The sequence below is a fragment of the Rhodococcus daqingensis genome, assembly GCF_042665615.1.
Taxonomy (GTDB): Bacteria; Actinomycetota; Actinomycetes; order Mycobacteriales; family Mycobacteriaceae; genus Rhodococcus_G; species Rhodococcus_G daqingensis.
This window is the reverse complement of the sequence record NZ_JBHTCS010000009.1, coordinates 544,072-559,102: the sequence shown is the minus strand read 5'-3', so window position 1 is coordinate 559,102 and position 15,031 is coordinate 544,072. Positions and strand designations below refer to the sequence as shown.

General features: G+C 67.0%; 15 protein-coding genes. 12 read left to right on the top strand and 3 right to left on the bottom strand.

Annotated features, from left to right (window positions below; all coding sequences use genetic code 11):
* Positions 1–48: 48 nt before the first annotated feature.
* The 6 genes from ACFQS9_RS07165 to yhjD are packed head-to-tail and all read left to right on the top strand — an operon-like array spanning position 49 to position 6,026.
* On the top strand, positions 49–852 hold the full coding sequence (locus tag ACFQS9_RS07165) for an exodeoxyribonuclease III (RefSeq protein WP_378402921.1): 804 nt from the start codon (positions 49–51) through the stop codon (positions 850–852).
* Positions 853–875: 23 nt separating this feature from the next.
* Complete coding sequence (locus tag ACFQS9_RS07160; protein WP_378402918.1) at positions 876–2,993, top strand: MMPL family transporter; 2,118 nt, start codon at positions 876–878, stop codon at positions 2,991–2,993.
* Positions 2,983–3,378: a guanyl-specific ribonuclease gene (locus ACFQS9_RS07155; protein WP_378402916.1), complete on the top strand. Its 396-nt coding sequence runs from the start codon at positions 2,983–2,985 to the stop codon at positions 3,376–3,378. The genes ACFQS9_RS07160 and ACFQS9_RS07155 overlap by 11 nt, the downstream gene beginning before the upstream one ends.
* Positions 3,378–3,857, top strand: a complete 480-nt coding sequence (locus ACFQS9_RS07150; RefSeq protein WP_378402914.1) for a barstar family protein — start codon at positions 3,378–3,380, stop codon at positions 3,855–3,857. Before ACFQS9_RS07155 ends, ACFQS9_RS07150 begins: the two co-directional genes overlap by 1 nt.
* Positions 3,858–3,899: 42 nt before the next feature.
* Entirely contained in the window at positions 3,900–4,967 is a 1,068-nt protein-coding gene (trpS, locus tag ACFQS9_RS07145; protein ID WP_378402912.1) for a tryptophan--tRNA ligase, read from the top strand.
* A 6-nt stretch (positions 4,968–4,973) separates the two neighbouring features.
* Positions 4,974–6,026 carry an inner membrane protein YhjD gene (gene yhjD, locus ACFQS9_RS07140; protein ID WP_378402910.1) on the top strand — a complete coding sequence of 351 codons (1,053 nt, stop codon included), beginning with the start codon at positions 4,974–4,976 and terminating at the stop codon, positions 6,024–6,026.
* 23 nt (positions 6,027–6,049) lie between these two features.
* Here yhjD and ACFQS9_RS07135 read toward each other — a convergent pair whose 3' ends face one another.
* Positions 6,050–7,342 carry a D-alanyl-D-alanine carboxypeptidase family protein gene (locus ACFQS9_RS07135; protein ID WP_378402908.1) on the bottom strand — a complete coding sequence of 431 codons (1,293 nt, stop codon included), beginning with the start codon at positions 7,340–7,342 and terminating at the stop codon, positions 6,050–6,052.
* A 155-nt stretch (positions 7,343–7,497) separates the two neighbouring features.
* Between ACFQS9_RS07135 and ACFQS9_RS07130 the strand changes: the two genes are divergently transcribed.
* Positions 7,498–7,833 (top strand): hypothetical protein, encoded by a 336-nt coding sequence (locus ACFQS9_RS07130; protein WP_378402906.1) that lies wholly within the window; start codon positions 7,498–7,500, stop codon positions 7,831–7,833.
* Positions 7,834–7,921: 88 nt separating this feature from the next.
* Here the strand turns inward: ACFQS9_RS07130 and ACFQS9_RS07125 are convergent, their stop codons facing one another.
* Complete coding sequence (locus ACFQS9_RS07125) at positions 7,922–8,104, bottom strand: hypothetical protein (protein ID WP_378402904.1); 183 nt, start codon at positions 8,102–8,104, stop codon at positions 7,922–7,924.
* A gap of 235 nt (positions 8,105–8,339) precedes the next feature.
* Here ACFQS9_RS07125 and ACFQS9_RS07120 point away from each other — a divergent pair, with 235 nt between their 5' ends.
* The 5 genes from ACFQS9_RS07120 to ACFQS9_RS07100 all read left to right on the top strand — a co-directional run bounded on the left by ACFQS9_RS07120 (position 8,340) and on the right by ACFQS9_RS07100 (position 14,732).
* The gene (locus tag ACFQS9_RS07120) at positions 8,340–8,567 is read left to right on the top strand and encodes a hypothetical protein (RefSeq protein ID WP_378402902.1); all 228 of its coding nucleotides are present in this window, start codon (positions 8,340–8,342) and stop codon (positions 8,565–8,567) included.
* Positions 8,567–10,912 carry a phage/plasmid primase, P4 family gene (locus ACFQS9_RS07115; RefSeq protein WP_378402900.1) on the top strand — a complete coding sequence of 782 codons (2,346 nt, stop codon included), beginning with the start codon at positions 8,567–8,569 and terminating at the stop codon, positions 10,910–10,912. Before ACFQS9_RS07120 ends, ACFQS9_RS07115 begins: the two co-directional genes overlap by 1 nt.
* A gap of 480 nt (positions 10,913–11,392) precedes the next feature.
* Complete coding sequence (locus ACFQS9_RS07110) at positions 11,393–11,836, top strand: hypothetical protein (RefSeq protein ID WP_378402898.1); 444 nt, start codon at positions 11,393–11,395, stop codon at positions 11,834–11,836.
* A 406-nt stretch (positions 11,837–12,242) separates the two neighbouring features.
* Entirely contained in the window at positions 12,243–13,583 is a 1,341-nt protein-coding gene (locus ACFQS9_RS07105) for a phage major capsid protein (RefSeq protein ID WP_378402896.1), read from the top strand.
* 834 nt (positions 13,584–14,417) lie between these two features.
* On the top strand, positions 14,418–14,732 hold the full coding sequence (locus tag ACFQS9_RS07100) for a hypothetical protein (RefSeq protein WP_378402894.1): 315 nt from the start codon (positions 14,418–14,420) through the stop codon (positions 14,730–14,732).
* Positions 14,733–14,794: 62 nt separating this feature from the next.
* On the opposite strand, the gene ACFQS9_RS07095 is transcribed toward ACFQS9_RS07100, so the two are convergent.
* Positions 14,795–14,983 carry an HNH endonuclease gene (locus ACFQS9_RS07095; RefSeq protein ID WP_378402892.1) on the bottom strand — a complete coding sequence of 63 codons (189 nt, stop codon included), beginning with the start codon at positions 14,981–14,983 and terminating at the stop codon, positions 14,795–14,797.
* Positions 14,984–15,031 lie beyond the last annotated feature (48 nt).

Genomic DNA, 15,031 nt, shown 5'->3' with positions numbered 1-15,031 from the left:
CGTACTGAGCGCTTCGCTATTTCATCGTCGGATCACTAGCGTGTGGGCGTGCCGCACATCATCACCACCGTCAACGTCAACGGGATCCGCGCCGCAGCCAAGAAGGGCATGCTGGAGTGGATCGAGGCCACCGAGGCGGATGTCATCTGCCTGCAGGAGACCCGCGCCGACGACAAGCAGCTCGCCTCCACCCTGGCCGCAGCCCTCGAGGCGGGCTGGCATCTCGCCTCGGCGCAGCCATCGGCGAAGGGGCGAAACGGGGTGGCGATCCTGTCGCGTAGGCCTGCGGACGCGGTGCGGATCGGACACGGCGACGAGGAGTTCGCGGAGGCCGGGCGGTACATCGAGGCGGACTTCGACGACCTCACGGTGGCCAGCCTGTACCTCCCGTCGGGCGAGGTGGAGACCGACCGGCAGGCGGAGAAGGAACGGTTCCTCGGTTCGTTCGGGTCCTATCTGGCCGCGACGGCGGCGGCCGCGCAGCGGGCGGACCGGCACGTCGTGGTGTGCGGCGACTGGAACATCGCGCACACCGAGCTGGATCTGAAGAACCACAAGGGGAACAAGAAGAACTCCGGCTTCCTGCCGAACGAACGCGAGTGGATGGGTTCGGTGTTCGGCGAGTTCGGCTGGGTGGACGTGATGCGGACGCTGCATCCGGACCTGGACGGGCCGTACACGTGGTGGTCCTACCGCGGCAAGGCATTCGACAACGACTCGGGCTGGCGGATCGACTACCAGGTCTCGACGCCAGCGCTCGCCGAGCGGGCCAAGCAGGCCGTCGTCGAGCGGGCCGCGTCCTACGACCTGCGGTGGTCGGACCACGCGCCGGTCACCGTCCAGTACCGCTAGTCGGATACCGCTAGTCTTCCACCGTGACGCGGTGGACATCGTTCGTGTTGGGGCGCCGTTGGGCCGTGCTGACGGTCGTGGTCGGCGCGATGCTCCTCGGGGGGCTGTGGGGATCCGGTGTGCTGGACCGGCTCAGCCAGGGTGGTGACATCGACCCGTCCAGCGAGGCGGCGCTCGTCGACGAGCTGCTGGCCGATCATTTCGACATCCGCAGCCCGGACATCATCGCGATCTATCGCGCGCCCGACGGCGAGACCGTCGACGACATCGGCCCGGCGGTCGCCGCGCAGCTGGCAGAGGTCGATCCCGATCGGCTCGCGCAGCCGATCGAGGACTACTGGAGCGCAACGGGACCGGTGAAATCGCTACTACGCAGCCCGGACGGATCCACCGCGCTGGCAGTGGTTTTCGTGGCGGGGAGCGAGAGCGAGCGGATCGCGTCGTTCACGGAACTCGAACCGCAGCTGACCGTGCCGGGCGTGTCGACCGAACTGTCCGGGTTCAGCGCGATCGCGGACGAGGTCAACAAGGAGTCCAAGCGCGACCTGGTGGTCGCGGAGATGGTCTCGTTGCCGGTCACCCTGCTGGTACTGGTGTTGGTCTTCGGCGGGCTGGTGGGCGCGGCGATCCCGGTCGCGATCGGCGCGCTCTCGATGTTCGGCGCGCTCGCCGCGCTGCGCCTGCTGTCGATGTTCCTCGAGGTCAGCGTCTTCTCCGTGAACATCGCCTCGTTGCTCGGGCTCGGCATGGCGATCGACTACGGACTCTTCATCGTCAGCCGCTACCGCGAGGAGTTGGCTGCCGGGGCGGGCACCGACGAGGCGGTCACGAAGACGATGGTCTCCGCGGGCCGCACGGTCGCGTTCTCCGCGGTGCTGCTGCTGTGCGCATTCGCGGGAACCCTGGTGTTCCCGCAGCAGATGCTCAAGTCGCTCGGGTTCGGCGCGATGGCCGCGGTCGCGCTGGCGGCGGCGCTCTCCCTGACGGCGTTGCCGGCGCTGCTCGCGATCCTCGGCCCGCGGATCGACGCGCTGACCTGGCGTCGGGGTGCATTCGAGCGGGGTGAGGCTCGCGCGCAACGTTTCTGGGGCGCGCTCGCCACCGCCGTGATGCGTCGGCCGGTCATCATCGCCACCACCATCGTGGCCGGGTTGCTGCTGCTGACCCTGCCGCTGTTGGGCACCCGTTTCGGCGACGTGGACCACACCGCACTGCCGCCGGGCAACGAGACGCGGACGACGGTGGAGCAGCTCACCGCGCAGTTCCCGATCGCGAGCAGTGGCGCCACCGTCGTGGTGCGCGGCGAGGACGGTGCGCAACCCGATGACGCCGCGGTCGCCGAGGTGAGCAGTGCGGTCGGCGCGACCGAGGGCGTCCAGCAGGCGATCACCCTCGGAACCGCCGACGACATGGTCGCGATCCGCGCGGTGCTGGAGGACCCGGACCGGTCGGTCGCCGCGGTCGACACCGTCCACCGGCTCGACGAGATCGAGGCGCCCGCGGGTACCGAGGTGCTGCTCGGCGGGATCACCGCGCTGTCGGTCGACAGCGTGGACTCGGTTCTGCGCTATCTTCCGGTGATGATCGCGGTGATGGTGATCGCGACGCTGGTGCTGATGTTCTTCGCGTTCGGGTCGATCGCGCTGCCGATCAAGGCGGTGGTGATGGCCGCGCTGAGCCTGGGCGCGACCTTCGGCATCCTCACCTGGATCTTCTACGACGGGCACCTGACGGGGCTGCTGAACGTCACACCGGGGCCACTGATCTCGGGGATGGTCGTCCTGATCATCGCGATGGTCTTCGGCCTGTCCACCGACTACGAGGTGTTCCTGATCTCGCGGATGGTCGAGGCGCGGCGCGAGGGGGCGAGCACGGAGGAGGCGGTGCGCATCGGCGCGGCCAAGACGGGGCGGGTGGTGACCGCGGCCGCGACCCTGTTGATCCTGGTGACCGGCGCCTTCACCCTCTCCGACCTGTCCGTGATGCGTTTCATCGGGGTCGGGATGATCGTCGCGCTGATCATCGACGCGACCGTGGTCCGGATGTTGCTGGTGCCCGCGCTGGTGAAGCTGATGGGCGAGGCCAACTGGTGGGCGCCCGCATCGATGGTCCGACTGAGGGAGCGGGTCAATGTCCACTAGGTCTCGCGGTGTGATCGCGGCGGCGGTGCTGGTGCTGGTCGCGATCGTGGCGGCGCTGCTGCTCACCACCGGCGGCGACGAACCCCGCTCGTCCGCGTCCGCAGGTGTGCCCGCGGCCGCCGTCGCCACCCTCCAGAAGATCGACGCGGGCACCTGGCCGGACTCGGCCGATGCGCCCGGCACCAAGGGCGGCGAGCGCTTCGGCAACAGGGAACGCGCACTGCCGACCGAGGATGCGGCGGGCCGCGCCGTCAGCTACCGCGAGTGGGACGTGAACCCGAAGCAGCGCGGAAAACCGAGGGACGCGGAGCGCATCGTCACCGGAAGTGACGGTTCGGCCTGGTACACCGGTGACCACTACTCGAGCTTTGTGAGGATGCGCTGATGACAACGGTGGACGGATTCATCACCGATCGATCCGGGATGGCGGCCGGCCTGCTGACCGGGTCCGCGCCGGTCGGCGACACCCTCGCCTACTCGCTCTCCGAGCGTGGCTACACGGTGCGGGTGGTTCGCGGGAACAAGATGCGGACCACGGAAGCCCTGTTCGACGAGTTCGCCGCGGCCCTGCAGTTCCCGTACTACTTCGGTGCCAACAAGGACGCGTTCGACGAGTGCCTCCGCGACGTCGACGACTGGCTGGGCGAGTCGCCGGGACTGATCGTGATGGTCCGGGACGCCGGCGACCTGCTCGCCGACGAGCCGGGGGAACTGGGCTGGTTCGTCGACGCCGTCGAGGACAGCGCGCGGGATCGCCCCGGGGGGCTCCTGCGGCTGATCCTGCAGGCCGATCGTGGCTCGGCGAGCGCGCTGGCCCGCCGCTGGACGTCGGCAGGCGGGGCGCTGGCGTGGGTGGAGCCCTGATCGAATTCGAGGCGGCTGCTGCGGCATGAAAGGATCGGGGCCATGTCGAGTCCTGCATCGTCGCCGTCCGCTCCGTCATCGGATACCGCCGCATCCGGCTCCACCGCCCGGCACCGCGTGCTCTCGGGCATCCAGCCGACCGCCGACTCGTTCCACCTCGGCAACTTCCTCGGCGCCCTGCAGCAGTGGGTGCCCCTGCAGGACGAGTTCGACGCCTTCTACTTCATCCCCGACCTGCACGCGATCACGGTGCCGCAGGATCCCAAGGAGCTGCGCCGCCGCACGAAGATCGCCGCCGCCCAGCTGCTCGCGGTCGGTATCGACCCGAAGCGCTCGACGCTGTTCGTCCAGAGCCAGGTGCCCGAGCACGCTCAGCTCGCGTGGGTGCTGAACTGCATCACCGGTTTCGGCGAGGCCAGCCGGATGACGCAGTTCAAGGACAAGTCCGCCAAGCAGGGCACCGAGTCCGCGACGGTGGGCCTTTTCACGTATCCGGTGCTGATGGCCGCCGACATCCTGCTGTACCGCCCGCAGCGGGTACCGGTGGGCGAGGACCAGCGCCAGCACCTGGAGATGGCGCGCGACCTGGCGCAGCGGTTCAACACCCGGTTCGGCAAGGCGTTCGTGATCCCCGAGGCGCAGATGATCAAGGGCACCTCCAAGATCTATGACCTGCAGGACCCCACGTCAAAGATGAGCAAGTCGGCGGCCTCGCCTGCGGGGCTGATCAACCTGCTCGACGACCCGAAGGTGTCGGCGAAGAAGATCAAGTCCGCGGTGACCGACAACGAACGCGAGATCCGCTTCGACCGGGAGAACAAGCCGGGCGTGAGCAACCTGTTGACCATCCAGTCCGCGCTGTCCGGCACGAGCGTCGAGGACCTGGAAAAGGGCTACGAGGGTAAGGGCTATGGCGACCTGAAGTCCGATACGGCCGAGGTGCTCGTGGAGTTCGTGACCCCGCTGCGCGCGAAGGTCGACGGCTACATGGCCGATCCGGCCGAGCTGGACCGCATTCTGGAGGCGGGCGCGGAACGGGCCCGCGAGGTGTCCGAGCGGACTCTGGCGACGGTCTATGACAAGGTGGGGTTCCTGCCATACAAGGGGTGATCCGCGGTGCCGGACGTCAGCGGCAATTCCGGGCACGGCCCGGGTGCTCTCCTCGAGCGTCTACGTGCGGCACGACCGTGGCTTGATCACCTGATCCGTGCGGGCGAGCGGTACCAGGCGCAGAAGGGCGACTACTTCGCCGCCGGGATCACCTACTTCAGCGTGTTCGCGCTGTTCCCGCTGATGATGGTCGCCTTCGCGGCCACCGGCTTCATCCTGGTCGGGCATCCCGAGTTGTTGACCTCCATCCACGATGCGGTGACAAAGGCGATGCCGGGCAATCTGGGCGACCAGATCAACGAGCTGATCGATGCCGCGATCGCCGCGCGAACCACGGTGGGTGTCATCGGACTGGCCGTCGCGGCGTACTCGGGCCTGGGGTGGATGGCGAACCTGCGCGAGGCGCTCAGCGCGATGTGGGACCAGCGCCATCCCAAATCGGGGTTCCTGCGGACGAAGCTCACCGATCTCGCGAAGCTGGTGGGTCTGCTACTCGCCCTGATCCTTTCGGTGGGACTGTCCGTGATCGGTGAGGGCAGCACCACGGGCAGGGTCCTGGAATGGCTCGGCATCGATGACATCGGGTGGGTCGGGACCCTGGTGCGGCTGCTGTCGAGCCTGCTCGCCGTCGTGGCGACATGGGCACTGTTCGTCTGGGTGATCGCCCGGCTGCCCCGCGAGCCCATCACCGTGCGCAGCGCGGCGAAGGCGGCGTTGTTCGCGGCGGTGGGATTCGAGATCTTCAAGCGCTTGGGTGTGATCTACCTGAGGGCGGTCACCACCGGCCCGGCGGGCTCGACATTCGGCCCGATCATCGGCCTCCTCGTGTTCATCTATTTCACCGCGCGGTTGGTGCTCTTCTCGACGGCATGGGCGGCGACGGCACACGAGAACGAGGTGAAGGCGTTTGTGCCGCCGCCGGATCCGGCGATCATCGAGGTGAGGGAGGCGCCGGCGAAGGGGCCGACGATGTCCGAGGCGCTCGCCCTCGTTGGGGTGGGCGCCGCGGCTGCCGTCGGGCTCGGTGGGTTGATACGTCGGCGGCGGCGCCGCGACTGACCTCCCGGTGCGGGGGTGCCCACTCAGCGGCGACGTCGGAGTCGGCCGGCCGCCACGAGCAGCATGCCGACGATTGCCGAACCGATCACCGCGACAGCGGTTCTCGAGAACCCCGGAGTGGCGTCTTTCGGTCCGGCGGCGGTGATCGGACCGGCGATCTCCTCCTCGGGCGGTACGGCGAGGGTCACCGGTGCGGCCGTCTGCGCCTCGTCCGAATCGACCAGTGTGCCGACCGTTTCCGAGGCGGGCAGCGCGAAGCCGTAGTCGAGGAGTCGGGCGGCCTGTTCCCACGGCCGAATCGGCTTGACCTCGCCGGCCAACAGGGTCACCACGAGGGACCGGCCGTTGCGTTCGGCGGCACCGACGAAGGTCTGGCGGGCGTCGTCGGTGAAGCCGGTCTTACCTCCGAGTGCACCGTCGTAGTTGTAGAGCAGCTTGTTGTCGTTGGCGAGCGTGAAACCGGGGTGGTCCTTGTCCTCCGGGTCGGTGGGGTCCTTGGGGAATCCCGGAAACGGCACCGACTCGGTCTTGATGAATTCGGCGAAGGTCTTGTCCCGCATGGCTTCACGGAAGATCACCGCGAGATCGTAGGCGGAGCTGGACATTCCGGGTCCGTCCAGGCCCGACGGGGTGGCGGTGCGGGTGTCGAGAGCGCCGAGAGACCGGGCCAGCTCGTTCATCTTCTCGACGGTGCGCTCGTCCCCGCCGAGCTGAGCGGCGAGTGCGTGCGCGGCATCGTTGCCCGACGCCATCACGAGGCCCTGCATGAGCTGGCGGTTGGTGTAGCGCCCGTCCTTGCCGAGCCCGACCGCGCTGCCCTCGGCGTTCGCGTCGTCGGCGGTGGCGGTGATCGTGGTGTCCAGGTCGAGCTCGCGCAGGGCGAGGATGGCGAGGAGCAGTTTGATCGTGCTCGCGGGGCGGTAGCGGCCGTGCGGGTCCTTGGCCGCGATCACGGCGCCCGAGTCGAGGTCGGCAAGCACCCATCCGGTCGCGGAGATGTCGGCGGGTAGCCGGGGTGCACCGTCGGGGGCGACCGCGCCGCACTCGCCGAGGCGCGGGCCGCCGACCGGCTCGGCAGGGACTGGTAGCGGCGCGGGTGCCTTCTGTCCGGGTGCGGGCACCTCGGAAAGGTCGATGGCCCTCGGCGGCGAGTGGCGCTGCGGGCAGTTGTCGGTGTTCGGGGTGGTGAACGGCGTGGTCGTTGTCGTGCTCGAGTCCGGGGGCGCGGGGGAGGGCTGAGCCACCGCGGGCGCGCCGACCAGGGCGATCGAGGCGACAGCGGCCAGTGCGGTCAGGGCTCGTGCGGGCGCGGTCATCGAGGATGCAGGGTATTCGACCCGGTGCTCCGGTCCAAGTCTCCACTCCGGCCCGTGATCGAATCGGCTTGGCAGGGGTTCGCGGTGACCGTAATGCTGCTCCGCCCGCGAGTGACAAACAGACTGTCCATCACTTTTCGCGGGGGAGGCAACTGATGAACCGCAGACTGCTCATCACGGCCGGTGCGCTGGCGATCGGCATCGGCACGGTGCTAGCTCCCGCGGCAGGAGCCCAGGGTGGAGCCGGAGAGTATCAGCTGTGCAGTGACCAGTTCAGGGTGCCGATCGCCCAGGACGCCTGGGTGCCGGGCAATCACGCGGTCGTGTTCAGTCCCTACGGAACGGACCGCATCTACTGCCAGTCGTGGCACGGATTCACCAGCGTGTACCAGCTCGATCCGGCAGGGAAGCGGCACGCGCTCACGCCGCCGGAGGCATTCGTGGGCTCCTCGCGCGGAGGCTGGAGCAAGGTGTACGTCTGGAACTTCTGACGGCGTCGGACGTGGGGTGCTGTGCGTTCGTCGACCGTCCGAAGGAGGCGAAGGCGCTGCCGCTGCGAGACGTGGCTTCGTAGTGCGTTCAAAACGGCGGCGGGTCCGGGGGAGGGTTGGGCCTTGGCGATGGGGTGTGGCCGCGGCGGCCGGTGATGTGTGGGCTGGGGGTGGTGAGGGTGTGGCTGCCGTGGGCGCCGGCGGGGAGGGTGAGGGCGGTGGTGCCGGTGTGGGAGGTCCAGAGCAGGGTGTGGCCGGGGAGGGCGGTCACCTGCCAGAGGCCGAGGGTCTTGAGCCGAAGATATGCACTATCTAGAGCCTTGTCGGTGGTCTGGGTGTCGGGTCGGCGGGGTACCGTGAGTCACAGGGTTGGACGTGGACCATCGCGAGCGGCCGATCCCTCCAAGCTAGACGGTCACATGTAGGGAACCATCGGAACCCCCGGCGCGGACATCGCGAGGCACGCCGGACGGACCCCCGGACAGCACGTCCATCGGAGTCCCCTGGTGTCCCGCTACATCTACCCCCGCACATCCCTCACCCGCAGCGCTATCGGCAGGCTCGGAGCGGCCTGCGGCAACCTGCGCCCCGAACCCGAGCGCGTCCCCGACCTCCTCCGCGACGTGCGGGCGGCTCAGCTCGAAGATCACGTCGCCTACGTCCTGTCTCAGGCACCGCCCCTGACCGACGAGCAGAGGGCGCGGATCGTGGCCCTGCTGGGGGGTGGGGAGTGATGAGCCTCGACTACGCGCGCTCCTTGATCGACTGCGGCATACCGGTATTCGTCGCCAAGCCGGATGACAGCCGCAGCACCGGTTACCGGCTTCCGTCGGGTTGGGACAAGGCCGTCGCCGACCCTGGCGCGCTCGACTGCTACCGGCCCGGCGACGCGCTGGTGATGGTGACCGGGTGCGGCATCGACGTGATCGACACGGACCCGCGTAACGGCGGCGACGCCACCCGCGCGGCACTCGGCAACGCCGGAATCATGCCGACGGTGTACGGGATGACGCGCACCCCGAGCGGCGGAACGCACGAGTTCATCGCGTCGCTGGGCGTCCGGAAAGGTAAGGCGGGCGACGGTATCGACGTGCAGGCCGGTGACGCGGACGGCGAGGGTCGCGGGCTTGTGTTCCTCCCGCCGACCGAGCGGATCTCCAAGGCCTACGACGAGACGCGGGGCTTCAACGTTCCGTACACCTGGGATCACCTCGACCTGGACCGCTGGATCGAGGATCACGCCACCGACGACAGCGGAGACGAACTCGCCGAGCTGGTGAGCCGTGGTGTCGAACGGGACAGGGCAGTTGCCGCGGGTGATCCCGGACCGGAGTACGCCCTCATGCCTGCCGAGCAGCAGCGGTCGGTGGATCGCTGGATCTCCAGAGCGCTGGAGGGCATCGCGTCCGACCTGCGGGCAATGAGCGCCTGGCCGGTCGGCTACCAGGACGGGCGCGGCCGCGGATGGGAGAAGGTCACCGCCGACGCCTGCTACCGGCTCGGAGCACTCGCGCGGGCCGCGTGGAACGCGCTGGGATTCAGGGAATGCGAGGAGCTGCTACGCCGGAACGCGCCTACCGACTCCGATTGGACCGCGGAGGACGTTGCGGCCAAATGGCGGTCGCAGAGAGGCCGGGGTAACGCGGACAGCCTGCCCGCAAGCCTCATGCAGCTGGGCACGATCCGAGAAGACCCGCCACCACGGCCGGATGTGGGAGCAGGATCGCAGGTGGCGACGGCTGAGGTCAGAACGCACGGTCAGCTTCACATCGCGGAGCGGTTCGAGGTCGAACACACCGGGAAGCTGATCCACGTGCACGGCATCGGGTGGATGCACTGGGACGGGAAGCGGTGGACCGAAGACCATCACGGACACGCTCTCCGGGCGGTGAAGCGAACTCTGCGAAAGGCTTTGGCCGACTCGATCTACGACCAGGATCTCCGCAAAGACGTGACGAAGTGCGAGACGTCGGCGGGTATGTGCGGCGTACTCGCAATCGCCGCCAGCGCCGAATGTTTCGCCAAGACGGTCGACGACCTCGACCCGGACCCATACCTGGTCAACTGCGCGAACGGCACCCTCGATCTGCGGGCCATCAAACTGCACGAACACAATCCGGCAGACCTGATCACCAAAGTGTGCAGGGCGGCATACCGACCGGGAGCCAACGCACAGTTGTGGACTGAGTTCCTGGAGAAGGTGCTGCCCGACTCCGAGGTCCGCGAGTTCCTACAGCGGTACGCCGGTCTCGCGCTGGCCGGTGCCTGCCTGGAGCATCTGCTGGCCATCTTGATCGGCGTGGGCCGCAACGGGAAGACGGTGTTCTACTCGGCGCTGCTGCACGCGTTGGGCGACTACGCCGCAATGGGCGAGCCGGACCTGTTCATGCACCGCGAGGGGGCGCACCCGACCGGGGAGGTGGACCTGCTCGGTAGGCGGCTGGTGATCGTGTCAGAGAACGACCGGGGGCGGAAGCTGGCCGAGGCGACAGTGAAGCGGCTGACCGGCGGTGACCGCATCAAGGCGCGCAGGCTGTACCGGGACTTCATCGAGTTCGAGCCATCGCACACGTCGGTCGTGGTGACCAACTTCCTGCCGAGCGTGCGGGGGGATGACCCAGCGCTCTGGGCGAGGCTGGTGGTGGTGCCGTTCGAGGTGGTGGTGCCCGAGGACGAGCGTGACCCTGAGCTGGGCGAGAGGTTGCAACTCGAAGCGGACGCCATCCTGGCCTGGGCGGTGGCAGGCTGGATCGCCTATCGGAGCGGTGGTATGAAGCCGCCCAGCAAGGTTGTCGCGGCGACCGGCGACTACAGCCGGAGGTCCGATGCGCTCGGCCGGTTCCTCGAAGACCGGTGCACCACAAGCTCGCCAGCGCTCCGGGTGAAGGTGTCCGAACTGTTCGAGGAGTGGTCCCGCTGGTGTGCCGCGGAAGGCGTCGAGCCGGGGACCAAGATGCAGCTCGGGGACACTCTGAAACAGCGCGGTTTCGATCAGGCGAAGGGTCATGCCGGGGCACGTTTCTGGGCCGGAATCGGACTGCTGCCCAGGTACGAGCCGGAGGACGAAAACACCCTCTGACCTGCACAGGTGGCAAGGGTGGCACGCCAAAGGCAACTTTCTCCATCTCCCCCCGCATGGGAAAAGCTACTTCTAGCTCGCCACCTTTGCCTCCCCCCTCGGAAGTTAGGTAACCCTAATCCACTGGTAGGCAACATGTTTCACCACACGAAAGCGAGATACGAACAGTGACAGGAAGACACGTATCGGATCGGTCTAACGACCTTCACATACGAACGTGAACAACACGAACTCGCAACAAGATTGGACCACAGAAGTGAACAACACGAACTCACAACAGGATTCATCTACAGAACTGAACGTCGCAAAAGGTGACACGAAGGCTGGACAACCGCTCCGGTTCGGCGACCTCCCCCAGGACCACCCCCGCCGGATCGCGGTCGAAGAGTCCGTCCGCGTCCTGATGGCCGTTCCGACGCCCCAGCAGCTGCGAGGGCGCACGAAAACGCCTGGCGGGCAAAACCACCAAGGGGAGCTGTCGTGAGCAACGCGCTGGCGGTGTGGATGGTCGGGAAGTGCGAGGGCGAGCGCGAGACCAAACTCCTCGCCGGGGTCCACCAGCTCCTCACCGATTACGCCGACCTGCTCCGGGAGTTCGGCGCGGAACCCTCGAAACAGGCCCTGGTCGCCGCGCTGGCGGACGTTCTGGTCCAGCCCCACCTCGACCACCGGAAGCTGTATCCGCTGATCCGTGAGACCGGCAGGCCGTTCGTCGGCGTCGTCTTCCGCCGCATCAGGATCGACGTGGCCTACTACGGCTGCGGCAGCTGCTGGATCGACGTGGACGAGAACGGCGAGGAGTACGTCGAATTCGACTCGGCCGACCTGGTGGAGGAGCTGATCGAGCGTCTGGCGTACGAGTGCGCGCACTCCGAGGGATTGTGGCTCATGGCCGGTGAGAGTCTGAACGACGAACCCGGCTGACAGGCGGTAGAATCCACCTAAGACGCTCCACCGATTTCTCCGCACCGCGAGATCCCCCGCAAGGGCTGACAACTCGCACCGCCGAACACTCCCGGGACCGTCCAGAGGGCGCGCCAATCGGCCTTGCCTGAAATCCTTTGCTATGCAAGGAAATTCCGTGATGGATGAATTTAAGGCTCAAGCCTTCAAGGCGCTGGCCGAGAAGATGCGTCGGCGCGAGGAACTGACACCGGATGATCGAGAGCTTGCGCTTGAGGGGCTGCGGCTGTGGAAAGAAGCCACGCCTGCTCAACGAGCGCGAGTAGAGGCTGCCGCAGCGCGCGGCATCGACGCCGAAATCACCGAACAGAATCGGGAAACATACATGCCGCGCATGGAAACTCGCGGTGGAGCGAACGGATTGGAAATGATACGTCTACGGGATCAGGTGCAGACCCGGGTCAACGAGCTGGACACAGAGATCCGGCACTACGACAGCAAGAAGCAGGCAAGGACTTTCACCGTCGACGACAAGCAGGAATACGACGCCCTGATCAGGGAGCGCGGAGAGGTGTCACAGCGCCTGGCAGAGCTGGAGCGTGACGAGCGCAGGGAGATCGAGGCGGGCAAGGTACGGACACCAGCGCCTGGCACATTCGCCAACGAGCGCAGGGTGGGCGGCTTCACGGTCCGCGACTCCTCGGTCTACCGGCCGGACAACGGAACCGAGGTCTCGTTCCTCCGCGACCTCTACAACGCCAGGCGCGGCGACTGGGGGGCGGCGGACCGGCTCCAGCGCAACAACCGCGAGATGCGGGCGCTGACCACCACAGCAACCGACGGCGGCGAATTCGCACCTCCGGGACACCTGGTGGAGCTGTATGCGAGGCACGCCAAGGCGTCGAGGGTGTTCGCGGAGGTCCTCGGGCCGAACGTCCTCCCGGCCGGGGTGTCGAGCATCAACATCCCTCGGGTGTCCAGCGGAACATCCGTGGCGGTGCAGGCGGCGCAGAACACCGCGCTGAGCGAGACGGATCTGGTCTCCGCGCAACTCACCTCGGGCATCGTCACCATCGGCGGTAAGCAGGTCGTGAGCCTCCAGCTGCTCAACCAGGGCGGAATCCCGGTGGACCAGGTGGTGTTCGACGACCTCAGCCGCGAGCACGCGAAGCAGATCGACACCCAGCTACTCACCGGCACGGGCGCTGGTGGACAGCTCAAGGGCTGGATCTTCACGGCGGACACCGGACCGTCCGAGGTGATCTGGACGGACGCCGCGCCGACGCAGGTGACTTTCCTCAAGAAGGTGGCCGAGCTGCTGAACAAGGTCGCGACTCAGCGGTTCCTGGCCCCGTCGTGGATCGTGATGCACCCGAGGCGCTGGTTCTGGCTGATGGCCGGGCAGGACACCACCAACCGGCCGCTGACCCCGCCCGTCGCCAACGGAACCGTCAATTCGGCTGCGGTGTCGAGTGTTCCGGTAGCGGAGGGTAGCGCCGGCTCGATCTACGGCATCCCGGTGTTCCTCGACGCGAACGTGCCGACCAACCGTGGCGCGGGCACCAACGAGGACTCGGTGCTGGCGGGAGTCGGAGGCGACTCGCTGTTCTGGGAATCCCCGTTGCGCGTGGAGGCTTTCGATGCCACGTACGCGGACAGCGCGGGAGTCCTGCTGAGGGTGCTGAACTTCAGCGCTGCCATCCCGGACAGGCAGGCAACGTCGTTGGGCTTGCTGACAGGCACCGGACTGGTGACGCCGACCTTCTGAGAAAAGCGGCGCTCCTGCCGGGTTTCCAGACCCACAAGGTGCGCAAGCAGGGGACTTTCACTCCTGCGCTCGAAGCGGTCTCGGTGGCCTTACCCCATCGGGGCCGCTTCTTCCATGTCAGGTGTCCCGAATAGGACGGGTGCGCAAAAGGATTCAGATCCGATGAAGAAGTACCCCGGCTACGGCCGCAAACACAGGGAATGGGCAAACCGACTTCCCAATCCGGAGGGCAAACCCTGCCCGATATGCCATAAGCCTATGTTCAAGGCTCAGATGCTGGAGCTGGGCCACAGCATTCCGGTAGCGCTCGGAGGCGCTGCCAGCGCGCGGAGGTGGGAGCACCGGCATTGCAATCGGAGGATGGGCGCACTCCTGAAAGCGCAACTGCACAAACTCAAACCGCGTAAACCCTTTATGCCCGATAGCCATTCAGAAGAGTGGTGAGCAATGCGTTGTGTATCAACAACACTCATGCTCTGTGTTGTATGCACCCGGTGGGCATTCGCCGCCGGACAGGGTCGGGTGAGGCTGGCAGTTGTGTGGTGTGGTCGAGGCTGGGCATTGTTGTGACACATCACAAGTCATCACCCGGATTGCCGATCTTGATGGTACAAACGATTCCGGCCTTCGCCGTCTTTTTTGGCTGCGAGCGCCGGTCACAGCCCGCCGTATGACCGAATTCCCTCCCCGGCTGTTTCATGCCCTGACCTGCGAGTTTGTACCAAGACGGGATGGGCAGGGGTTTGGAAGATCTCACAAAACAGTGCTTGTCGGGTGGGTCAATCAGGGTCGTTCCGGCAGATTCACCACTCGTGCCCGGCGAAACTTCTCCCGGTGCTCTCTGTGCTGCCGGTAGAGCTCCATGCGGGCAACCCCCTCAGCTTCCCGCTGTTGCTTGACCCGCCGCTGGCGAAGGGCGATGGTGACCCGGACAGCCGCGGTTCGCTCACGCAGGGCGCAGGCGCGTTCGGCGGCGACCTCGTCATCGAGCAGACGGCCAGCGGCGCGGTCGAGGTCTACGAGGAGGCGTTCGTAGGCCAGTCGAAGGGGTGCACCCTCGTCGAGCTGGGACATCCCGACATCCTCGATCACCTGCAGGGGGAACTGGACCGCCTCGTAGTTGGCGCGCAGAACAGCCATTGGAAGTGACCCCGACCTCACCGCAGCGATTTTACTCTTGAGGGCGCGCAATGCCTCCTCTCGCCAGGACCTCATTCGCCCTGTGACCACCGGAGGTTGGCCACGTTGTTGTTCGCCTTGTCCCCGTCGAGATGGATGGCGGTAAACCCCGCAGGCTTCGGTCCGACGAACGCCTCCAGCACCAGCTCGGCGACGAGCCGCCGCTTGCCGTCAATGATCGTGTAGAGGTTGCCGTCGGCGTCGCGGGTGAGGTCAGACAAAGGGGCTCTCCCATGGAGTGGTCGGCGACAAGTGATTCAGTTAAACAT